Source organism: Pandoraea fibrosis (assembly GCF_000807775.2).
Lineage (GTDB): Bacteria > Pseudomonadota > Gammaproteobacteria > Burkholderiales > Burkholderiaceae > Pandoraea > Pandoraea fibrosis.
In genome coordinates, this window is the sequence record NZ_CP047385.1 from 5,404,353 (window position 1) to 5,426,640 (window position 22,288).

Genomic DNA, 22,288 nt, shown 5'->3' on the forward strand with positions numbered 1-22,288 from the left:
CCGGTCAAACAAAGCAGAACAGCAACCAACAGTTTGCGCATAGGCTCGCCTCCACTCGTCAGGTGAAGTTTCACTATAGAGGCCCATCCTTTCGATGACAAAGACATCTTGACCATCGGCGCAGCGCGGGCGATAGTCGGTAAAAAACGGGCGAAACAGCGCGCGAATTGCGTTGATTTCGGTCCAATGCCCACACCTCCGGCGCGCATGTGATGCGTCTGGCACACACGACTTCGACGGGGGGTGCGGCACCGATCCTCAAGCCTTTGTGGAGCGTGGTGCGTGAGACTGCATATCCTGTCAGACCTGCATTTGTCCGTGGCGCCGTTGGCCATTCCCGACGTCGAGGCGGATGTCACGATTCTTGCCGGCGATATCAGCCGGCCGGCGCAAGCCATCGAGTGGGCGAAGCAATTGCCGCGCCCTGTCGTCTATGTCCCCGGTAATCACGAGTTCTACGGCGCGACGCTCGCGGGCACACTGGCAGAACTGCGACGCCTCACGGCCGGCACCCACGTTCATCTGCTCGAGCGTGGCACGGTCGTGATCGATGGCGTGCGCTTCGTAGGCACCACGCTGTGGACGGACTTCGCGCTGTACGACGCCGAGGGCAAGCACGATGCTGTCATCGAGGAATCGCAGAAGTTCGTGCGCGACTTCACGCGCATTCGTATTGGCGACCCGGCTGCACCGTGGTCCGATCTGCCGTTTTTCTCGCCGGACGACTGTGCCGCGTTGTGTCGTGAGAACGTCGCGTGGCTCTCCCGAACGCTTGCCGCGCCGCATGACGGCCCGAGCGTCGTGGTCACGCACCACGCCCCGACGCCGCAGAGCATTCACCCGCGCTTCGCGGGATCGCTCGTCAATCCGGCCTTCATTTCGGATTTCACTTCGTTTGTCGACCAGTCCGACGCCGCGTTATGGGTCCACGGCCATACGCACGATTCGTTCGACTACCGGGTGGGCCGCACCCGGGTGCTGTGCAATCCTCGTGGCTATTGCTTCGAGGGCCGCGTTGAGAATGCGGCCTTCGATCCGCAGATGGTCGTGCGGGTGTGATCCGGGACTTCGCTGCGTTGCACTGACAGAAATCAAAATCCCCGCCGAAGCGGGGATTTTTTATGGCGATGCGGCAAGCCCGATATGCCGCTTACTTGGCCGCGCTCACCATGTAGTCGACGGCCGCCTTGACGTCGTCATCCGACGCATTGGCGGCACCGCCCTTCGGCGGCATGGCGTTCAGCCCCTTGAGAGCCGCGTTGTGCAGCGTGTCGATACCGGTGGCAATACGCGGTGCCCATGCGGCCTTGTCGCCGAACTTCGGGGCATTCATCACACCGCTCGCATGGCAAGCCATACAGACGGTGTCGTAGAGCTTCTTGCCTGCGTCGAGATTGCTGCCCGCGCCGGCAGCGGCCGGAGCGGCGGTCTTGAGCGAGGCCATGGCGGCGGCGGCAGCCGCGGCGGAGCCGGCGTCGGCGCCCGACGCAGCGGCCGGAGCCCCCGAGGCGGGTGCCGCAGCGGCGCCCGAAGCGGGCTGAGCCGGCGCAGTCGGTTCCTGCAGCTTGCCGCCCGAGGCGTTGGCCATGTAGACGATGGCGCGGCCGATTTCGTAGTCCGTCACGTCGTCGGGACTGGTGCCGCCACGGGCGGGCATCGCGCCTTTCCCGGCCAGCGCGATCTTCAGCATTTCGTCATAGCCCTGAGCAATGCGCGGCGCCCAGTCGGCGGAACCGACTTTCGGCGCACCGGCGGTACCCGCGGCGTGGCAGGCGGCGCAAACGGCCTTATAGAGTTGCTCACCGGTCTGATAGACGCGGGGCGCGCTGGCATCCTTCACTTCGACCTTGGCCACGGGCGCAATGCGCTCGGCAATGGCTTTTTCGGTCATGGCGGAACTGCCGGCGCCGGTCAGGGCGTTGTTGCCCACGTAATTGACCAGCAGGACGATGATAACGATCGGTACGAGAAAACCTGCGATGACTGCGGCGATGAGCTGCTTGGGTGTTTTGATCAGGGACTCATGCTCGTTATGTGCTTCACTCATGCGGATCTCTCAATAGTTTTTGTGGAAACCGAGTGCATCACACCGGACGGTCGGCACCATCCAGTCAAAATAACGAGCCATTGTAGCAACAAACCCTCGACCGATGACACGCCAAGACGGTGCGCAGACGCCGCAAAAGTCCCGTATTTTCCCTAACTTACGCGAAAGCTAAAGCCATGTTCCGCATGCTTCGTGCGCAAACTGCGGGGGCGTTGCAGTCACACGAAATCCGCGCAAGTGAGGCGCCCGGCATCGAATTGCCGCATTGTGGGGCATTGGTATGCACGGGGCATGGACGCCGCGCGGCAAAACCGCTATGCTTCTACCTCTTTGCCTACCGGCAGCGCGTTCGCGCCCTCTTCGCCGGTGGTCAGCATAGCGCCCGTAGCTCAGGGGATAGAGTATCGGCCTCCGAAGCCGAGGGTCACTGGTTCGATTCCAGTCGGGCGCGCCAATCCAATCCATCGATTAACGAGATGTCACTCGGACACCCCGTTCGAAGCCGGATTGCGTGTTGGCGCGACGACCTGTAGAAGACCTCGCCCCGGAAAGCCCTGCCGAAGCCCCCCTCATCGTTCGCCACATCCATACGCACGCTAAGTAGTAACGCTAATATCTCAAGCCATAACACGCATATAGTATGGTCGTTATGGTGGCTGGCAGACCTGGGACATCAGGCGAGCAAGCATACCCGATTCCCCTGAGCAGGATTGGCTCCGCAGTGCAGCGTCGGCGTGATTGATATTCGACCGGCCGCACGTCCCCCCGGAGCGCGCAATCGGCCGGCTCTGAGGGTGACGTTTCACGAGAAGACAAGAACCCGGCGTTACGACGGCGCAAGACCGTCGAGCTCGCCCCGGAATTCGCGCTTAAGGAGACATCATGCGGTCCTCTGGCCACTCGCCCTGAGCCTTCTCACTATCCCCCGTTTTCGTTCGCCGAAGCGCTGCATGCGCTTGCCGGTTGCGCTCGTCCGCAAGGTCGTGGCGCGCCCTCGCACATCAGGCGCACGGCGTTGGCATTCGCGACAGGTTGCATCATCCAAGAGTGAGGAGAGTCATGTCAGACGCGCAACAAACCACGGGTAAGTCGTTCGGTTCGATGGATTCGATGGCTGGGGCAGACGTACAGGGAGGCGGGGGCCGGTTGCGGCGCCGGGATTTCCTGATGCGTACACTCGCCATTGGCGGCAGCGGTCTCATGCTGGCCACGATGAAGGCATGGGGCGTGGATCTCGCCTCGGTACGCACGTCGCCCCCGAGGCTCTCGGGCAGCGGACGCGGCAAGCGCGTGGTGATTCTCGGCGCCGGCCTTGCCGGCATGACCGCCGCCTACGAGCTTTCAAAGCTCGGCTATCAATGCGAGATCGTCGAAGCGCGCGGCTTTGCCGGTGGCCGTTGTCAGACCGCCCGCCGGGGCTTCGAGCTGACAGAGCTGGGCGGCGAGCGCCAGGTCTGCAACTTCGACGAAGGGCAGTACATCAACCACGGCCCGTGGCGCATTCCGTTCTGCCAGCAGTCCACGCTTCACTACACGCGCGAATTCGGCGTGCCGCTCGAACTGTTCAACAACGACAACGACGCGGCCTACGTCTACAAGGAAAACATCGACGGCCCGCTTGCGGGCAAGCGTCTGCGTCAGTTCGAGATCAAGGCGGACATGCGCGGCTACACCGACGAACTCTTCGCCAAGACGCTGCGCGCGGGCAAGCTCAACGACCAGCTCAACGAAGGCGACAAGGCACTGTTGCTCGACTACCTCGTGCACGAAGGCTATCTGAACAAGAAAGACCTCGACTACAAGGGCACGTCGGCGCGCGGCTACAAGACCTACCCCGGCGTGCAGGCAGGCGAGTTGACCGATCCGCTGCAATTCGGGGATCTGCTCAAGTCGAAGCTCGGCAACATCTATCGCTCGGCCAACGACATCGAACAGCAAAAGACGATGCTCCAGGCCGTGGGCGGCATGGACCATGTGGCCAAGGCGTTCGAGGCCCGCACGAAGAAGATGATTCGCTACAACACCGAAGTCGTGAGTCTGCGCAACACCGACAGCGGTGTGGTGCTGCAGTGCAAAGACACGCGCACCGGCGCGGGACGCACGATCAAGGGCGACTTCTGCCTGTGCACGATCCCGCTGTCCGTGCTCAAGCAGATCGACACCGACTTCTCCGACGGTTTCAAAGACGCCATGCAGGTCGCCTACGAGCCGGTCGGCAAGCTGGGCGTGCAGATGAAGCGCCGTTTCTGGGAAGAGGATCACTTCATTTACGGTGGTCACATCCAGACCGACATCAAGGGCGCCACGCTGATCTCGCTGCCGTCGACCAACTGGCAGGGACAGAAGGGCACGCTGCTGTCCTACTACAACTTCGGTGCGATGGCGGCACAGGTCAGTGCGATGTCCCTGAAGGAGCGCACGGACTTCGGTCTGGCCGCAGGCGAAAAGGTGTTCCCGGGACAGTACCGCGACTCGGCCGAGTCGTCGTTCTCGGTGGCCTGGCATCGCGTGAAGTACAACCTCGGCGGCTGGGCCGACTGGAGCGAAGCCGGACGCCGCACCGCCTATCCCCGCCTGCTCAAGGGCGAAGGACGCACGTTGCTCGCCGGCGAACACATGAGTCATCTCAATGGCTGGCAGGCCGGCGCCATCGAGTCGGCCTGGTACCAGATCGAGCAATTGCATGCGCGTCTGAGTGCGTGAGCCCGGCGCACAGCAAGCACGGTTTCAGAAGCAAAGTCAGTGGCAGTCAGAAGAAAAGGACAGGAGTGAGGCAATGAAAAAGTTGTGGTCGATCGCGTTGTTCGGTCTCGCGGCCGGTATCGCACACGCACAGACGCCGTCGGGCAAAACCCTCTTCGGCAACAACTGCGCAGCGTGCCATCAGGCAGGCGGGCAAGGGATTCCCGGTGCATTTCCCGCACTTAAGGGCGACAAGTTCGTCCTGGGCGATCCTTCCAAGGTCGTCGAGACCGTGATCGGCGGACGAGGTGGCATGCCAACGTTCAACTCGTCGCTCAACGACACGCAGATCGCCGCGGTCGTGAGCTTCATTCGCGGCGAGTGGGGCAATAACGCCGCCCCGGTCACGGTCGAACAGGTCGCGGCCGTGCGCAAGACCGTGGCGGCGAAGGAAGCGGAAGGCGGCTCCAAAGGCAACTGACGCCCACGGCGTGCTGCGCCATACCGCACAGCACGCCGGCCCCGGGTAGCAGGAATAGCAAGCACGACAGTCACGCGTCGGAAAATCCGGCGCGCGTGGGCACGCGCGCGCCATCGATTCAACACTCTTCAGGAACTCATATGACGATATCAGCGAAAGGATGGTGGAAGGTCGCGGCGCTTGGCGCTGCCATGTGGTGGACACATGCCGCAGGCGCGCAGGAAGTCGTGCGCCATCTGCCGAAGACCCCCGGCCCGCTCGCGCTCGCCGTCGAGGTGCCGGCCAACGCGTCAACCGTGTATTTGAGCGGCCAGGTGCCCGAGAAGCTCGAAGGCGGTGGCTACGGCAACACCGAGCAGCAGACAGTCAGTGTGCTCAAGCGGATTCAGGCGCTGCTCGCGAGCATGAATCTCGGCATGAAGGACGTGGTCAAGATGCAGGTATTCCTCGTGGGAGACCCCGCGAAGAACAACGTCATGGACTTCGGTGGCTTCATGAACGGTTACTACCAGTTCTTCGACAAGAACGGTCCGAACCTGCCGGCGCGCTCCGTGTTGCAGGCGGCACGTCTGGTCGATCCGGGCTGGATGGTGGAAATCGAGGTGATCGCTGTGAAGCCGGCCGGTGCGAAATAAGTCGGGCGGTCATGGCAGGGTGGACGATGCGCGCCAACGCTGGGCATCGTCCGTCACGGGAGTTCGGGAAATTGCGACGCTCCGGACAGGGAGCGTCGCGCCTCCGGACCACTTCAACGGCGTGCGCAACGCTTGCCATTCGGGAGGGGACTACGACGGAAAGCATACATCAAAATAATTAGGTATACAAATTTATAGTCGCGGCAAGGGAGACCGTCGGCGCCAGATGCGCCGGGTGGTTTGGGTATCGTCATTGTCCGGATTTTCTTCGCTATCGCTTTGGAGGCCGGCGAGGAAGATGTGCATCCTCAGGTACACGACAATTGATTAGTTATACGAAATATATTGCCGGAACCTGTACGATCTGACGACAGTAACGAGGCCGCGGCGGTGCTACTATGACCGGCCGCTGCAGGGCGGTTGGCGCATTGGGGAAGGCATTAAATGAAGACATGGGCATTTCCTCTGGCCGCCGGGGCGCTGATCGCCTCGCCGGCGTTCGCGCAATCGAGCGTGACAATGTTCGGCGTGGCGGATGCGAGCCTTCGCTATCTGTCTGGCGCTACCAGTGACAACAAGAGCAGTTTCGCGCTCACCGACGGCGCCATCTCGCAAAGCCGTTGGGGCATCTATGGCAAGGAAGACCTCGGTCAGGGCATGAAGGCGCTCTTCATGCTCGAGGGCGGCTATCACCTGAACAACGGGACGTCGCAGCGCACCGGCAAGATTTTCAACCGTAAGGCATACGTCGGCCTCGAGGGCGACTACGGCAAGGTCACCATCGGCACGCAGGACAACCCGCTCTGGGAGCTCCTGATCGAGGGCTGGGATCCACTCACGGTCGGCAACTACGACCAGAACGAGTGGATGCCCGTCGTGTTCGGCACTAACGGCCCGAACGGTGCCAACAACGCCGTCAAATACTCGAAGCGGTATCAGGACATCCAGGTCGGCCTGGAATACATCGTCGGCGGCGTGGCAGGCAGTACGGCGCGCAATTCCGGCTACGTGCTCTCGGTGGCCTATGTGGGCAAGCCGTTCGGCATTGCCGCGAACGTGCTGCAGAACCGGGACATTCAGGCCAATACACAGATGATCTACAACCTGGACCTCAAGTACGAATGGGGTCCGGCCACGCTCACACTCGGCTACTACAACAGCAACGACAAGACCGGCTTCGTCGACGGTTTCCTCTCGGGCCGTGGGGTGGCAGGCGGCCCGAACCCGCGCAAGGACAACGCGTTCTTCGCGGGCGTGGCGTATCAGGTCTCGAAGCCGCTCACGCTGTCGGCCGCCGTGTACTACGACCGTGCCAGCAACGTGAACGGCGTGACCGGCGATGCCGGCGACGGATCGCGAGAGACCTATGTGCTGCTCGCAGAGTACGGCTTCTCGCGCCGCACCACGCTGTACGGCACGGTGGACTACAGCGTCGGTCACGGGGCTCAGCGCGCCGAGTTCCCGAATGGCCGCGACCAGACAGGTGTCGGCGTCGGCTTGCGGCACCGCTTCTGAAAAGCATCCCCTGAAGGCTTCATGCGTCGTACCTTGACCACCGCGATCGTTGCGGTGGTTTTTTTATGCGCAGCATCTCGTGCACGTCGACCGGTGGAAGGCGGTCGGTCCGATCGATCCGGCGTGTCGCGGACGCAAAAAAAGCGCCGTTGCCCAAAGGCAGACGGCGCGTCGTGTGCCGGAAAGCCGGCAGCGGCGTTACTCGAAGTTTCGGCGGCGGACTTGCGCGGCGACCAGAGCGTACATCACGCCGGCGATTGCCGTACAGCCGCAGAAGGTCGTGATGATGGCGTACCCCATCGCCATCGGGCCGCTGAAGAACAGATGCGAGATGGTGGCCGCGACCGTCGGTCCCAGGGCGAGGCCGAGCAGGTTCTGCACCAGAAAGAAAAGCGACGAGAGCTTGCCCATCATGCGTCCCGGCGTGATCTGCGCCATCGTGGCGCCGGCAGACGACGGAATCGGGCTGGCAAAGAACGTGTGGCAAACGTACAGCACGACGGCCAGCACATGGTTATCCGTAAAGGCGAGGAAGAGCGTGGCGAGGCAGGAGAGGAACGTCGAGACCATCGCCACTTCGAGCGGCGCCGCACGGCGCCCACGGCGCGACAACCTATCCATGACGGCACCGAGCAACACCAGCCCCGCAGGCACCGACACCATCATCAGCGGCCCCAGCATGCGGCCGATACTCGGCAGCGGCAATTGCCAGGCGCGCGCGATCACCGTCGGCAACCAGGCGTTGAAGCCCGAGATCGCCATGGCGTAGAGCGTGGCCGCCGTCCACAACGGCACATACAGACGCCACTCGCTACGAATGAAGCGCAAGGCGTCGCGATAGCCCGCCGCATCCGAGGCCTGCTGCCTGGCGGCGCGCTTGGGCTCTCGCAACGTGAGCATCAGCAGTGCGAGCGGAATCCCCAGCAGTCCGGGCACGACAATCACGAACTGCCACGGCCGGAGCGAACCGAGAATCGGCCAGTGCGCCACGTCGCCGCTCTGCGACAGGCTAAGCAGCGTGCCGCCGACGAACAGCGAGAAGCCCACGCCGAGCATCGGCCCCATGTGGTAAATGCCGAACGCACGACCGCGCCGGTCCGGCGGGAAGGTGTCGCGAATCATGGAATAGGCGGCCGGTTGCAGTGCGCCCTCGCCGATGCCGATCCCCGTGCGTCCGAGAAAGAGCTGAATGTAGTTCGACGCGAAGCCGCACAGCACCGTCATCGACGACCAGACGAACACGGCCCAGCCGATGATGCCGCGACGGCTGAACCGGTCGGCGAGATACCCGGCGGGAATGCTGAACGTGCTGTAGAGCACCACGAACGAGAGCCCGAGCAACAGGCTCATCTGGAAATCGCTCACGCCCAGTTCCTGTTTGAGCGGGCCGACCACGAGCGAGAGAGACGACCGGTCGATGAACGACAGCACGAAGATGGCCGTGAGCACGATCAGCATGTACCAGTCGCGCAGCCCCACGCGGCGTGTGTCGCTGCCGGAGGTCTGTGCCGCCAACGCAGCGGAGGCCACGGATGGCGCCGACGGCGTGGCGTGCGCGGGATCTAGCGGGGGCGCGTTCGCCGGGCTGGCGTCCATCGCGGATTGGGTCATGTCTGCCTCCAGTATCGTTATCGTATTGAGTGTTGCGCGCGACTTGCGGCTCGTGAACCGGTGCCTGCCCGCACTACGACGCGGCATAACACGCATACTATATGTCTGTTATGACCCGTGTCAAACACGACGAAAAAATAGTCGAACAGGCGTTGACAACCCAAATGCAACCCGCCTATTCTTCGATCAAACACGCATACAGTAATACTGATTAAGCGAGATCGGCATCGCGACTTTTCGGGTGGATGCCGTCACACGGAGACACACATGAGGCAAGCAGAAGTCGTGCGTCGGCGCGAAGCGCCGGTGTCGTGCCGGGGAGCGTACTGATGGCACGGATCGTTTTCGCAATGGGGTGTTCGCATGGACCGATGCTCGCGACCCCGCCCGAGATGTGGCATCTGCGCGCCGGGGCGGATCGCAAGAATGCACAGCACTGGTTCCGGGGCGAGTCGATGCCATACGACGCCCTGCTGGCCGCACGCGCCGAGGATTCGCCGTACTTCGCCGAGGCCATCGAACCCGAGGCAAAGCAGGCGCGCTTCGAGGCATGTCAGCGTGCGCTCGACACGCTCGCGGATCGGTTCGCCGCCGCGCGGCCCGATATGGTGATCCTGCTGGGCAACGATCAGCGCGAAGTCTTCAAGGAGGATCTGACGCCGTCGATCACGATCTACGCGGGCGAACGTATCGAGAACATTCCGCTCACCGAGGCGCAAGTCGAACGGTTGCCGCCGGGGGTCGCCGTGGCGGAAGCGGGACACTGCCCGCCCCAGGGCGCGACCTATCCCGGATCGCCGGACGTGGCCGATGCACTCATCCGATCGTTGTGCGATGCGCACTTCGATGTCGCGCGTTCGGTGCGGCTGCCCGGCGGGGAGGATCGCCAGCATGGCATTCCGCATGCGTTCGGCTTTCTCTACCGGCGCATCATGCGCGACCTGCCCCCGCCCAGTGTGCCGATCTTCCTGAACGTGGGCGTGGCGCCCAATCAACCGCGCGCGGCACGGTGTCTGGCGTTCGGTCACGCCTTGCGCGCTGCCATTGAGCGGTTGCCCGGCGACCTGCGCGTGGCGGTGCTCGCCTCGGGCGGCATGACGCACTTCGTCATCGACGAAGCGCTCGACAAACGGGTGCTGAATGCTTTCGTCGCGCGTGACGAGGCGGCATTGGCCGACATTCCCGAGTCGTACTTCAACGGCAATACGGCGGAGATCAAGAGTTGGTACCCGCTGGCCGCCGCGATGCACGACATCGACTGGCAGATGACGCTCGTCGACTACGTGCCGTGCTATCGCACCGAAGCCGGCACGGGCAACGCGATGGCGTTCGCCTACTGGGCCCCGGCGTGACGCACGCCGCGCCGCCTCCGACCTCTCACATCACTTAGCAAGGACCCGTCATGAACGCTCCTGCCAACGCCGTCTCGCGACTGCGAAAACTCGATGCCTGCGCCGTCTCGGACGCCCTCGACAAGCTCGGTCTGCCCAGCACCGTCAGTCATCTGCCACAACGCTCGGGCGCGCGACGCATCGCCGGACGTGCGATCACCGTGAAGCTCGTTGCGGCGGCCGATGCGCCACCCGTCACCGGCACGCCGCGTCATCTTGGCACCACCGCCGTGATGTTGGCGGGGGCCGACGACGTCATCGTCGTCGAGCAACGCACAGGACTCGACGCCGGTAGTTGGGGCGGCATCCTGTCGCTCGCGGCGGTACAACGCGGCATCGCAGGCGTCGTCGCCGACGGCCCCGTGCGCGATATCGACGAGGCCCGCGACTATGACCTGCCGGTGTTCTGCCGCTCACTGACGGCGCGCACCGCTCGTGCACGCGTCGCCGAGGCCGGCACCAACATTCCCATCCACGTGGACGGCTTCCCCGTCGCGCCCGGCGACTTCGTGATTGCCGACAACAGCGCGGTGGTCTTCGTGAGCGCGGCGAACATCGGCCGTGTCCTCGACGCCGCAGAACAGATTGCCGCGCGCGAGGCGGCGATGGCCAAGGCACTGCTCGCCGGCCACCCGGTCACCGAAGTGATGGGGGCGAATTACGAACACATGTTGCGCGACACCGCCGCCTGAGCGGCGGGCAGAACACGCGCCAGACCCCTTATCAGGAGACACGTCATGACTCAATCGCAAGACACCAACGTCGCCCGCGCGGCGGCACTCGACACCGCTACGCTGAGCGACGCGCTCGATCGGCTCGGCATCGCCGGCCAATGTCATCAGGTTAAGGCGCGCGCCAGCGGCTTTCGCATGGCCGGTCGTGCCTACACATTGCAATATGGTCCGGCCAGCACGCCGCCGGGCACCGTCGGGGACTACATCGACGACATCCCGCCGGGCACAGTGCTCGTGCTCGATAACGGCGGACGCGAAGACTGCACCGTGTGGGGCGACATTCTCACCGAGATCGCCCATCGACGCGGCATCGCCGGCACGGTGATCGACGGCATCTGCCGCGACGTCTCGCTCGCGCTCGAACTCGGCTACCCGATCTTCAGCCGGGGCAACTGGATGCGCACCGGCAAGGATCGCGTGCAGGTCGAAGCAGTGGGCGTGCCGGTCAACATCGGCAATGCACGCGTAAATCCCGGCGACATCCTGCGCGGCGATGCCGACGGCGTGGTCGTGATTCCGAAGGAGCACGAAGCCAATGTGCTGGATGCCGCCGAGGCCATCGACGCGGCGGAACGTCATATCCGCGAAGCGGTTCGCGGCGGCAAGCGTCTGGACGACGCCCGTAAGGATCTGGGCTATCACCAGTTGCAAACACGCCAACGCTAAGGAGACGACGCATGGACGCCACTTCGCGCACGACGTCGCCCACGTCGCTCATGTCGCAATATCCGTTCGCCCGTCTGCCGACGATCAACCTCGACTTCGCGCGCCCGGCGCCTGCGCTCCTGGCGCGTGTCGCGGCCTTACCCGTCGCCACCCTTCACGAAGCTGCGGGCAAGATCGGCGCGCTACCCGCCGCGATCAAACCGATGGCGCCGTCGTTTCGCGTGTGCGGACCGGCGCTGACCGTGGATGCGCCACCGGCCGACAATCTCTGGCTGCATCGCGCACTGGCGTTGGCCACCCCGGGAGACGTGCTCGTCGTTCGAGTGGCCGGGCATTACGACGCCGGCTATTGGGGGGAAGTAATGTCGACGATGGGTCGTGCGCGCAAGCTCGGCGGACTCGTGATCGACGGCTGCGTGCGCGACGGTGCGATTCTCGAGCGTTTCGGCTTTCCTGTCTTTGCGCGAGGCTTGTGCATTCGCGGCACGGGCAAGGACTTCGATGCGCGGGGATGGATCGGCTATCCGGTGCGCTTCGAAGACATCGTGATCCAGCCCGGCGATGTGGTCGTGGGCGATGCCGACGGTGTCGTGGTGTTGCCCCAGGCGTCGCTCGACACGGTGGTGAGTGCCGCACACGAGCGCGAGGCGAAGGAAGCGGACATCATTCGCCGCCTTGAAGCGGGTGAGGCGTCGCTGGACATCTACGGCTGGAATCGTTGAAGCAGGATTGAAGGGCGCAGGCATCGTCTGTCGGACGAATGCCGCGCCCGAGTCGGGCAGTGCTGGTCCGCTTGGGGGCGGGCCGGTTTTGCGAACCGCGTCGGGGGACGCGGTTCTTTTTTTGCTGGGTGAGCTTTGCGTGGAACGGCCGCGCTGAACTGCCGCGTCGAGCAGGAGCGCCGGTGCTCAGCGCTTGGCAGCGGCTTTGGCAGCCGTATCGCGCGCGGCGAGATACTTCTCGCGCAACACGGTGAGGTTCTGCGAAACCACCTGACGAGCCGCCTCGTCGTTACGCGCACGAATCGCATTGAGCAGTTCGCGGTGACGCTTGATCACGCCTTTGGCGACTGTCTCGGTGGTGTACGGCGTGAGCGAGCGATACAGCACATGCACGATTGCCTGCATCATCGCTTCGAGGAAGTGGTTATGCGAGGCCTGCGCCACGGCGTTGCGAAACACCATCGACGCCTGCGTGAACTCATGCTGCGTACCCACGAGCGCCTGCGCATTCTCCAGCGCCAATTCGAGCCCTTCGATATCTTCCGGCGTAGCCGCCTGAGCAGCGAGTCCGGCGACGGCGACTTCTATCGTGAACTGGGCGTCGAAGATCTCCTCGGCCGACATGCCAACGAGCTTGAGCTGAATTGCCAACGCTTCGGAGAAGAGCGACGGATTGCCCTGGGCGATACGTGCACCGCCACCGGCGCCCGTGCGGATATCGACCACACCCAGCGCCTGCAAACGGCCCAGCGCTTCGCGAATCGGCAGTCGGCTCACGCCAAACTGCGTGGCGAGATCGTTTTCCGAGCCGAGGAAATCACCCGGAGCGAAGTGCCCGTCGAGCAATGCCTCCTTGATCTGACGTTCGACGCGCATGGCGGTCGATTCGGCGCGGCCGAGTTTCCAGACGGGTGTTTCTGCTTTTTCGCGTGGCATGGGATTCCTGGTCGTTTTGTCGGCAACAAGATACTACATTGCGCATCACCTATGTCGGTACGCGCTGCGCTTCGGTCAGGTGCGCCAACAGGGCGTCGCGCGACACGTTGCGCATGATGAAAACGAAGCGTGAGCGTCGTTCGGAATGGGCGGCATCGGCACGCGCGGGCCATGCCGGCAGCGTCTCGGGAGGGTGCAGGCGATGTTGCACGCCATGCACCACGACCGGCCCGGCTTCGCCCTGCACATCGACCAATCCCTTCACACGCAGCAATTCGTTGCCGTGATGAAAGGCGACGGCGCCGAGCCAACTGCTCAGCACGTCCCAGTCGAGAGGCGTCTCGAGCGTGATGCAATGCGCGGCGACGTCGGTGCGGTGCGGCGCATCGTTGCCGGGCAGCAGCTTGAGCGGCGCGCAATCGGCGCACGCCGACGCGCCGTGGGTATGACACACCGATCGATAGCGCGGCGACGGCGTATCGTGCCAGCGCAGCGTCACGTCCGCCACGGTCTCCGGCGTGTGCATCCCGAGGCCCAGCACATCCGATGGCGCGATGCGGCCGTGGTCGCACAACTGCTGCGACGCAGCCGGGTTTCGCTGCGTCAGCGTCGCACGAAGCGCGTCGAGCGCATCGGCATCGACAAGATCCGCCTTGGTAATGAGCAACCGGTCGGCAAGCAGCACCTGACGCTGGGCTTCCGGTTGCTGCGCAAGCTGGGACATCGCGTGCGCGGCGTCAACGGTAACGATGACCGCATCGAGCGTGAAGCGTTTCGAGAGCGCCGGGTCGCGCAGCAGTGCCGCCACCACCGCGCTCGGATCCGCCAGACCGCTGGTTTCGATCACCACGCGCGAGAACGGCATGATCTCGCCATCGATCGACTGCGCATGCAGCAATAGCAGCGTCTCGCTCAAGTCGTCGCGTACCGCACAGCACACGCACCCACTCTCCAGCAACACCGTATGGGCATCGAGCGTCTCCACCAGCAAATGGTCGAGCCCCACTTCGCCGAACTCGTTGACGATCACGGCCGTGTCGCTCATGCCTGGGTGCGCGAGCAACGCCCGCAGCAACGTGGTCTTTCCGCTGCCGAGAAAGCCCGTAAGGAGTGTGACCGGCAAGCGGGCATCGGTGGCTGACATGGTGGATTCGGAGAAGCGTGATGACGGTGAGTTGGCCAGGCAATCAGGCGTTCGGAACAGGGTCGTCGCAGCGTAGAGCACGCCCTGCCCACAAACCTTGACGCTGATCGAGCAGTGCGTGCAGTTTGATGCAATACGCATACAGTATGTTTATAATCACATCCAGTCAATAGGCGCCCTCCCCTAAATACGGGGCTTTGCCGGGAATTTCCAGGCAGTAACAAGGGCACCGAAAGCCGCCAAGGGAAGGCAAACCGCACGACAAAGGGCGTTGACACGCCAAATAAACACGCATACAGTATGCGCAAATGCACTATCGAAAGCGGTGCGCATCCCACAAGAAACGGACGGAGACATCCATGCTCAGCGAGGCAAAGAACCAGTTGTTGACGCAGGTCGGGCCCGGCACGCCGATGGGCGATTTGCTGCGGCGTTACTGGCATCCGATCGGGGCCGAAAGCGAGTTCGACGAGATGTCGGTGCGTCCGGCGCGTTTGTTCGGGGAAGACCTCGTGCTCTACAAGGATCTGTCGGGCAACTACGGGCTGGTGGATCGTCAATGTCCGCACCGTCGCGCCGATCTGGCTTACGGTTTCGTGGAGAAGTGTGGTCTGCGCTGCAACTATCACGGCTGGCTGTACGACGAGACCGGCCAGTGCACCGAACAGCCATACGAAGACATTGCCAATCCGCAGGTACGCCTGAAGGACCGCATCAAGATCAAGTCGTATCCGGTGCAGGTCAAGGCCGGCATGATCTGGGCCTACATGGGGCCGCTACCGGCACCGCTCGTCCCGACGTGGGAGCCCTTCACCTGGGCGAACGGCTTCCGTCAGGTGGTGATTTCGGAAGTGCCGTGCAACTGGTTCCAGTGTCAGGAGAACTCGATCGACCCGGTGCACTTCGAATGGATGCATTCGAACTGGAGCGTCCGGTTGCGCGGCGATACCGGCCCCTACTCTCCTACGCACACCAAGCTCGGCTTCGAGGAATTCGAGTACGGCCTGATCTACAAGCGCGTTCGCGAAGACACCGACGAGAAACATCCGCTGTGGGCTGTCGGCCGTCTGGCGTTGTGGCCGAATGTCTTCTGTCTGGGCGATCACTTCGAATGGCGGGTACCCATCGATGACGAAAACACGCTGTCGATCACATGGGCCTTCAACCGCGTGCCGCGTGAGCGCGAGCCCTACGTGCAGGAGAAAATTCCGGCGTGGTACGGCCCCGTCAAGGACGAAGCGACCGGACAGTGGATCTCCAGCCATGTGATGAATCAGGACTTCGTGGCATGGGTCGGGCAAGGACGCATTGCCGACCGCACGCAGGAGAATCTCGGCGCGAGCGACCGGGGTATCGCGATGCTCCGTCGGCACTTCTTCGATGAACTCGATGCCATTGCACAGGGCCGCGATCCGAAGGGGCTGGTGCGCGACGCCGCGAAGAACGAATGCATCGACCTGCCGGTCGCGGCCCGCCGTCTGTTCGTGGACGGGCTGACGCGCGACGAACTGAAGGCGCACCCGATCATCGGCAAGCACCTCAAGGAATATGCGTTTCAGGCCGGTCAGCCCGAGGCCGTCAAGCGCGCCTTCCACGATGCGATGGGCATACGTGTGGACGCTCAAGGCAATGTCGTCGACGTCGACCTGACGGCGCCATCGGGCCACTCGCTCGATCCACAGGCATCGCAGGCGTCGGGCAAGCAGACCTTCCCGATTCATCCGATCCGGGACGAACGCCATGCCTAAGATCGTGCTGGCCATGGGCACGTCTCATGGTCCGATGCTCTCTACGCCACCTGCCGACTGGGATTTGCGCGTGCGCGCCGACCGCGCCGAACCGTCGCATCCGTTTCGCGGCCGGACCTACGACTTCGACGCGCTGACGACATTGCGTGCGAGCGAGAACCTCGAAGCGCAGGTCACGCTCCCGGCACGCGAAGCGCACGCGGCTCGCTGCACCGCCGCGCTCGAAGTGCTCTCGCAGGCACTGCACGACGCCGCCCCCGACATCGTCGTGATTGTCGGCAACGATCAGCGCGAAGTCTTCGGGCCCGCAATCACACCGGCGGTGTGGCTCTACGGCGGCGAATCTGTCTTCGACGAACCGGTCAGCGCCGCCCGTCTGGCGAAGATGCCACCGGGCATCTCGATCTCGTCGGCGGCCATCAAGCCGAGTACGCGCACGGCATACCCGGCGCATGCACCGCTCGCGCGGCATCTCGCAACGGCATTCACCGACCGGGGTCACGACATCACGCTCTCGACCGAAGTCCCGCAGCGCGGCAACGACGGCCCCACCGGCATGCCCCACGCCTTCGGCTTCGTCTATCAACGGCTCATGCACGGGCGCGTGCCACCGCATGTGCCCATCATGCTCAACACGTTCTATCCGCCGAACCAACCGCGCGCCACGCGTTGCGTCGACCTCGGGCTGTCGTTGCGCGACGCGTTGAATGCCTGGCCGCACGACGCGCGCATTGCCTTGATCGCCTCCGGTGGATTAAGTCATTTCGTGATCGATGAAGCCTTCGATCAGGCGCTGCTCGACGCAATGGCGCGAGGCGATACCGGGTATTTGCGCAGTATCGACGAAGCGCTGCTGCAATCGGGGACTTCGGAAGTGAAGAACTGGCTGCCGGTCATTGCGGCGGCCAACGCCGAGGCGATGACGATGCAATTGGTCGACTACGTGCCGTGCTACCGCTCGGCGGCCGGCACGGGCAACGCCATGGGCTTCGTGCTCTGGCATCCGGCCGATTAAGGCCACCGGCCGCGCACGCCCCGCAGAGGGCGACGCGCCGGCCCCACCTGCAAGGAGGCAGGCATGCTTTCCACGCAAGACAACGAAACCCTCACGCGAGTGGGTCCCGGCACGCCCATGGGCGAACTGTTCCGCCGCTTCTGGTTGCCCGCGCTGCTCTCCGAGGAAATCGCCGAGCGTGACGGCGCCCCCGTGCGCTTGCGCTTGCTGTGCGAGGACCTCGTCGCGTTTCGCGATACCGAAGGCCGCGTGGGCATTGTGGACGCGTATTGCGCGCACCGCCGGGCCGGGCTCTTCTTCGGACGCAACGAAGACTGCGGCTTGCGTTGCGTCTATCACGGCTGGAAGTTCGACGTGAACGGACAGTGCGTGGAGATGCCGTCCGAGCCACACGAGAATCCGCAAACGCACAACGTGCGCATCAAGGCGTACCTCACGGCCGAACGTAACGGCGTGGTGTGGGTGTACATGGGGCCACGCGAGTCGGTGCCCGCGCTGCCCGACTTCGAGTGGTCCCGATTGCCCGAACGTCAGCACACGGCGACCAAGCGTCTACAGTCGTGCAACTGGGCACAAGCCGTGGAAGGCGGCATCGATTCGAGCCACATCTCGTTCCTGCACAGCCGCACCGAACCCGCAGCCGGCGCACCAAGCAATCGATATCACGCGTCCGACCGCCACCCGGTCTTCGAAGTGAGCGACGCCGACCATGGACTCGTGATCGCCGCACGCCGACACGCCGAGCCCGGCACCTACTACTGGCGAGTCACCCAATTCCTGCTGCCTTGCTACACGATGATTCCGCCCGTGGGCAATTTTGCCGAATCCAGTCAGGAACCCTACGACGGCCACGCCTGGGTGCCCATCGACGACGAGACCACCTGGACGTGGTCGTTCAGCGCCAGTCCCGCGCGCGCTTACCGCGACGACGAAATCGCGTTTCGCGGCGGACGTCAGGGCTTCTGGGGACCGGTCGACGACGGCTATCGCCCGTTGCTCCATCGCGGTAACGACTACGGTATCGACCGGGCACGGCAGCGCACGTCCAATTTCACCGGCATCGAAGGCATTCCGAATCAGGACGCCGCCGTGCAGGAAAGCATGGGGCCCATCGTGGACCGGTCGCAGGAACGGCTCGGGGCGTCCGATCGCGGCATCGTGCGCTTTCGCCGGTTGATGCTCAAGCTTGCACGCGATCTCGCGCAGGGACAGGTCCCCGTTTGCGCGAACGACGGCGCGCTCTACAACGTGCGCCCCGTATCGATGCTGCTGCCGCAGGACATTCCCGTGCTCGCCGGCGCGGCAGCCCTGCTGCGCGGCGCGCCGGCGCCAGCCTCGTGAGAACGAACGACACACGCTACGCAACGTATTTCCTATCGCCTTTCCATCGCAACTCAGTCTCAACCTGACACCGGAGTTCAGCATGATCATCGATTGCCACGCCCACGTAAGCGCACCGACCGAACTGTGGGCCTACAAGGCCAGCCTGCTGGCGAGCCGCGGCTCGCACGGACGCGGGCGCATCAATGTGTCCGACGACGAGATTCGCGCCGCCGCCAATCGCGCGGAGACGTGGCCGAAGGGGCACCTCGACTACATCCGCGAGCACGGCACCGACCTGCAACTGGTGTCGCCGCGTCCGTTCCAGCTGATGCAGTCCGAGAAGCCCGCGAAGCTGGTGCACTGGTTCACCGAAGAGTGCAACAACATCATCTATCGCCAAACACAACTGTTCCCGCAAACGTTCGCTGGCGTCGCCGGTCTGCCGCAAACGGCAGGCGACCCCATCGAACAGGCACTGCCGGAGCTGGAGCGCTGCATCAACGAACTGGGCTTCGCGGGCTGCCTGCTCAATCCCGATCCGTTCGAGAACGGCATTGCCGAAGCGCCGCCGCTGGGCGACCGTTACTGGTATCCGCTGTACGAGAAGCTGTGCGAGCTTGACGTGCCTGCGCACATCCATGGCACCGGATCGCGCTCGGAACGCGTGCCGTACTCGCTGCACTTCATCAACGAGGAAACGATTGCCGTGTTCGGACTGGTGAACTCCGACGTCTTCAAGGACTTCCCGAACCTGAAGATCGTGGTGAGTCACGGAGGTGGCGCGGTGCCTTATCAGATCGGCCGCTTCGATGCGCCGACGCTGCGCCGCCCGAACGGTCAGCGTTTCTCGGAGCGTCTGCGCAACCTGTACTTCGATACCGTGCTGTACACCGAAGAGGCGCTGTCGCTGCTGATCAAGACCGTCGGCGTGGATCGCTGTCTGTTCGGTACCGAATGCCCGGGCGTCGGCTCGGCCGTGAATCCGGCCACCGGCCGCTCGATGGACGACGTGCGCTCGCTCATCGACAACCTCGACTGGCTGAGCGCCGACGACCGCCGCAAGATCTTCGAAGACAACGCGCGTCACGTCTTCCGTCTGCCCGCCAAGGTCGCGGCATAACCGGCTGCGCGCTACGCCATGAACATGTCCGACTTCACCGACACGCTGATCGTCAACGTCGCGCGACGCGAACAGGAGACAGCCGCCGTTGCCGTCTTCGAACTCCACGCGTCCGACGACAATGCGCTGCCACCGTTCACGGCAGGAGCGCATATCGAGGTGTTCCTGCGCGACGGGCTGTCGCGATGCTACTCGCTGCTCAACGATCCGGGCGAACGGCATCGCTATGTCATCGGCGTGAACCGTGACGCGGCCAGCCGTGGCGGCTCCGCCTTCGTGCACGAGCATCTGCACGAAGGCGCGACACTCAGGATCAGTGCGCCGCGCAATCACTTCCCGCTCGACGAGACAGCGGCGCGCCACGGGCACACGGTGCTCGTGGCGGGCGGCATCGGTGTCACCCCGCTGTTGTCGATGGCCGCGCGTCTCGAGGCAATGCAGCGCCCCTGGACATTGCACTACTGCGCACGCAGCCGCGAGACGGCCGCCTTCGCCGATCGTCTTGCGGCCACCGCGTTCGCATACGGGCGTGTCGAGTGGCACTTCGACCGCGCACCCGGACAAGGTTCACTCGATCTCGGCAAGCTCGTCGACGACGTGCCTGCCGGCACCCACCTGTACTGCTGCGGCCCGTCGCCGATGCTCAAGGCGTTCGAGGCGGCGGTGGCGCGGCGTGCGGATTGTCACGGGCATGTGGAGTATTTCGCAGGCGTCGGCGCCCCCGAGGGTTCCGCTGGGCAATACGACGTGGTGCTCGCAAAAAGCCAGAAGATTGTCGTGGTCAAGCCGGGGCAAACGATGCTCGATGCGTTGCTCGACGCCGGCGTGGACGCCCCGTATTCTTGTCGCGAAGGGGTTTGCGGGACGTGCGAAGTCGCCGTGCTCGAAGGCACACCCGAGCATCGCGACCTCGTGTTGAGTCAGGACGAACGGGCCAGCGGCCGCACCGTCATGATCTGCTGCTCCGGTTGCCGTGGCGACCGGTTGGTGCTCGATCTGTAGCAACGCCTATCACTATCAATGCGTCCGGCACAGGGCGCTGGAGGAGACGACATGCAAAGCGGTTTCACTCATACCATCGACGGTCGCGGCGAGCCAAGCGACGCTTCGTTCGATGTCATCAATCCGGGCACCGGCGCGCCGTTCGCGGTGTGTCCGGACGCCTCGCGCGATCAACTGGATCGTGCCGTCGCCGCCGCGCGCCGTGCATTCGTCACATGGCGCGAGACAACCCCGGCAGCCCGCCGCGACATGCTGCGCGGATTTGCCGAAGCGCTCAAGGCGCGCAGCAAGGAAATCGCTACATTGCTCACCCGCGAGCAAGGCAAACCGTTCGCCCGGGCGCAGGATGAACTGGGTCGCGCCTTCGCCAATCTGGAAGGGTTGCTGGCGATCGAGCTCAAGCCCGAACTGTTGCGCGATAACGAACGCGGTCACGTCGAACTGCAATATCACCCGCTCGGTGTCGTCGGTGCGATCACACCGTGGAACGTGCCCGTGTTGCTCGCGCTGCCGAAGATCACGCAATCGCTCTACACGGGCAACACCATCGTGCTCAAGCCGTCGCCGTACACGCCGCTCACGACGCTGCTCATCGGCGAGATCGCGCGCGAGCATTTCCCGCCCGGCGTGGTGAACGTCGTCGCCGGCGGCAACGATCTGGGCGCCTGGATGACCGAACACCCCGGCATCGACAAGATCTCCTTCACCGGGTCGGTCGCGACCGGCAAGCGGGTCATGGCGAGTGCGGCCAGCACGCTCAAGCGCTTGACGCTGGAGCTTGGCGGCAACGATGCGGCCATCGTGCTCGACGACATCGATGTGAAGGCACTCGCACCGCGTCTGTTCTGGGCGTGCTTCGGCAACAGCGGCCAGATCTGCATGGCGATCAAGCGTCTGTACGTGCACGAGAAGGTATACGACGCCGTGTGCGACGCGCTCGTGGAGATCGCCCGCCGGGTGAAGGTCGGTGAAGGCTTCGAAGAGGGGGTGCTCATGGGGCCGGTGCAGAACCGCATGCAGTACGAGCGGGTGCTGGAGCTCATCGAAGACACGCGCCACCAGAACGCGCGCATTTTGTGCGGCGGCGAAGCGCTGCCGCGTCCGGGCTATTTCATCGCGCCGACCATCGTGGCCGATATCGCCGAAGGCACGCGACTGGTGGACGAGGAGCCGTTCGGGCCGGTGCTGCCGGTGATCCGGTTCAGCGACGTGGACGACGCCGTGCGTCGCGCCAACGACACGCGGTTCGGCCTGTCGGGCTCGGTCTGGAGTGCCGACCCTGCGCGGGCACGGGCGATTGCGCAACGGCTCGAAGTGGGCACGGCGTGGATCAATCACCACGTCGGGGTGGAGTACGACGTGCCGTTCGGCGGCACCAAGGAGTCGGGCCTCGGTCGCGAGTACGGCGCACAGGGCCTGAAGCACTACACCGAAACGCGCGCCGTCAGCGTGCCCATCCTGCCGCCCATGCCCCCGATGTCGCCGCCTGCCGGCGCTCCGCAGCGCTAAGCACACA

General features: G+C 64.1%; 19 protein-coding genes and 1 tRNA gene. 16 read left to right on the top strand and 4 right to left on the bottom strand.

Going from position 1 to position 22,288, the window contains the following annotated elements:
- Positions 1 to 282 precede the first annotated feature (282 nt).
- A complete protein-coding gene (locus tag PI93_RS23835) occupies positions 283 to 1,059 on the top strand; it encodes a metallophosphoesterase (protein WP_039366550.1) in 777 nt (258 codons plus the stop codon).
- 91 nt (positions 1,060 to 1,150) lie between these two features.
- Here PI93_RS23835 and PI93_RS23840 read toward each other — a convergent pair whose 3' ends face one another.
- Complete coding sequence (locus tag PI93_RS23840; RefSeq protein ID WP_039366548.1) at positions 1,151 to 2,047, bottom strand: c-type cytochrome; 897 nt, start codon at positions 2,045 to 2,047, stop codon at positions 1,151 to 1,153.
- Positions 2,048 to 2,425: 378 nt separating this feature from the next.
- Between PI93_RS23840 and PI93_RS23845 the strand changes: the two genes are divergently transcribed.
- From PI93_RS23845 to PI93_RS23865, 5 genes are all read left to right on the top strand, one after another.
- Positions 2,426 to 2,501, top strand: a tRNA-Arg gene (locus tag PI93_RS23845).
- 605 nt (positions 2,502 to 3,106) lie between these two features.
- The gene (locus tag PI93_RS23850; protein WP_224786208.1) at positions 3,107 to 4,750 is read left to right on the top strand and encodes a flavin monoamine oxidase family protein; all 1,644 of its coding nucleotides are present in this window, start codon (positions 3,107 to 3,109) and stop codon (positions 4,748 to 4,750) included.
- A 73-nt stretch (positions 4,751 to 4,823) separates the two neighbouring features.
- Positions 4,824 to 5,210 carry a c-type cytochrome gene (locus PI93_RS23855; RefSeq protein WP_039366546.1) on the top strand — a complete coding sequence of 129 codons (387 nt, stop codon included), beginning with the start codon at positions 4,824 to 4,826 and terminating at the stop codon, positions 5,208 to 5,210.
- Positions 5,211 to 5,350: 140 nt separating this feature from the next.
- Positions 5,351 to 5,845: a RidA family protein gene (locus PI93_RS23860; RefSeq protein WP_039366544.1), complete on the top strand. Its 495-nt coding sequence runs from the start codon at positions 5,351 to 5,353 to the stop codon at positions 5,843 to 5,845.
- A 444-nt stretch (positions 5,846 to 6,289) separates the two neighbouring features.
- Complete coding sequence (locus tag PI93_RS23865) at positions 6,290 to 7,360, top strand: porin (protein WP_039366542.1); 1,071 nt, start codon at positions 6,290 to 6,292, stop codon at positions 7,358 to 7,360.
- 198 nt (positions 7,361 to 7,558) lie between these two features.
- On the opposite strand, the gene PI93_RS23870 is transcribed toward PI93_RS23865, so the two are convergent.
- Entirely contained in the window at positions 7,559 to 8,971 is a 1,413-nt protein-coding gene (locus tag PI93_RS23870) for an MFS transporter (RefSeq protein WP_052240431.1), read from the bottom strand.
- 329 nt (positions 8,972 to 9,300) lie between these two features.
- Between PI93_RS23870 and PI93_RS23875 the strand changes: the two genes are divergently transcribed.
- The 4 genes from PI93_RS23875 to PI93_RS23890 are packed head-to-tail and all read left to right on the top strand — an operon-like array spanning position 9,301 to position 12,484.
- Positions 9,301 to 10,323 (top strand): DODA-type extradiol aromatic ring-opening family dioxygenase, encoded by a 1,023-nt coding sequence (locus PI93_RS23875; protein ID WP_039366540.1) that lies wholly within the window; start codon positions 9,301 to 9,303, stop codon positions 10,321 to 10,323.
- A 50-nt stretch (positions 10,324 to 10,373) separates the two neighbouring features.
- Positions 10,374 to 11,054, top strand: a complete 681-nt coding sequence (locus tag PI93_RS23880) for an RraA family protein (RefSeq protein ID WP_039366538.1) — start codon at positions 10,374 to 10,376, stop codon at positions 11,052 to 11,054.
- A gap of 45 nt (positions 11,055 to 11,099) precedes the next feature.
- Entirely contained in the window at positions 11,100 to 11,762 is a 663-nt protein-coding gene (locus PI93_RS23885; protein WP_039366536.1) for an RraA family protein, read from the top strand.
- A gap of 50 nt (positions 11,763 to 11,812) precedes the next feature.
- Positions 11,813 to 12,484 carry an RraA family protein gene (locus PI93_RS23890; RefSeq protein WP_039366648.1) on the top strand — a complete coding sequence of 224 codons (672 nt, stop codon included), beginning with the start codon at positions 11,813 to 11,815 and terminating at the stop codon, positions 12,482 to 12,484.
- Positions 12,485 to 12,670: 186 nt separating this feature from the next.
- On the opposite strand, the gene PI93_RS23895 is transcribed toward PI93_RS23890, so the two are convergent.
- Positions 12,671 to 13,420 (bottom strand): FadR/GntR family transcriptional regulator, encoded by a 750-nt coding sequence (locus PI93_RS23895; RefSeq protein WP_052240429.1) that lies wholly within the window; start codon positions 13,418 to 13,420, stop codon positions 12,671 to 12,673.
- Positions 13,421 to 13,469: 49 nt separating this feature from the next.
- The gene (locus PI93_RS23900) at positions 13,470 to 14,564 is read right to left on the bottom strand and encodes a CobW family GTP-binding protein (RefSeq protein WP_039366534.1); all 1,095 of its coding nucleotides are present in this window, start codon (positions 14,562 to 14,564) and stop codon (positions 13,470 to 13,472) included.
- A gap of 359 nt (positions 14,565 to 14,923) precedes the next feature.
- Between PI93_RS23900 and PI93_RS23905 the strand changes: the two genes are divergently transcribed.
- The 6 genes from PI93_RS23905 to PI93_RS23930 all read left to right on the top strand — a co-directional run bounded on the left by PI93_RS23905 (position 14,924) and on the right by PI93_RS23930 (position 22,281).
- The gene (locus PI93_RS23905; protein ID WP_080759039.1) at positions 14,924 to 16,312 is read left to right on the top strand and encodes an aromatic ring-hydroxylating dioxygenase subunit alpha; all 1,389 of its coding nucleotides are present in this window, start codon (positions 14,924 to 14,926) and stop codon (positions 16,310 to 16,312) included.
- Positions 16,305 to 17,327 (top strand): DODA-type extradiol aromatic ring-opening family dioxygenase, encoded by a 1,023-nt coding sequence (locus tag PI93_RS23910; protein WP_039366532.1) that lies wholly within the window; start codon positions 16,305 to 16,307, stop codon positions 17,325 to 17,327. Before PI93_RS23905 ends, PI93_RS23910 begins: the two co-directional genes overlap by 8 nt.
- A 63-nt stretch (positions 17,328 to 17,390) precedes the next feature.
- On the top strand, positions 17,391 to 18,668 hold the full coding sequence (locus tag PI93_RS23915) for a Rieske 2Fe-2S domain-containing protein (protein WP_039366529.1): 1,278 nt from the start codon (positions 17,391 to 17,393) through the stop codon (positions 18,666 to 18,668).
- Positions 18,669 to 18,750: 82 nt separating this feature from the next.
- The gene (locus PI93_RS23920; RefSeq protein ID WP_039366526.1) at positions 18,751 to 19,770 is read left to right on the top strand and encodes an amidohydrolase family protein; all 1,020 of its coding nucleotides are present in this window, start codon (positions 18,751 to 18,753) and stop codon (positions 19,768 to 19,770) included.
- A gap of 24 nt (positions 19,771 to 19,794) precedes the next feature.
- Positions 19,795 to 20,772: a PDR/VanB family oxidoreductase gene (locus PI93_RS23925; protein ID WP_039366639.1), complete on the top strand. Its 978-nt coding sequence runs from the start codon at positions 19,795 to 19,797 to the stop codon at positions 20,770 to 20,772.
- A 51-nt stretch (positions 20,773 to 20,823) separates the two neighbouring features.
- Positions 20,824 to 22,281 (top strand): aldehyde dehydrogenase family protein, encoded by a 1,458-nt coding sequence (locus PI93_RS23930; protein WP_052240428.1) that lies wholly within the window; start codon positions 20,824 to 20,826, stop codon positions 22,279 to 22,281.
- Positions 22,282 to 22,288 lie beyond the last annotated feature (7 nt).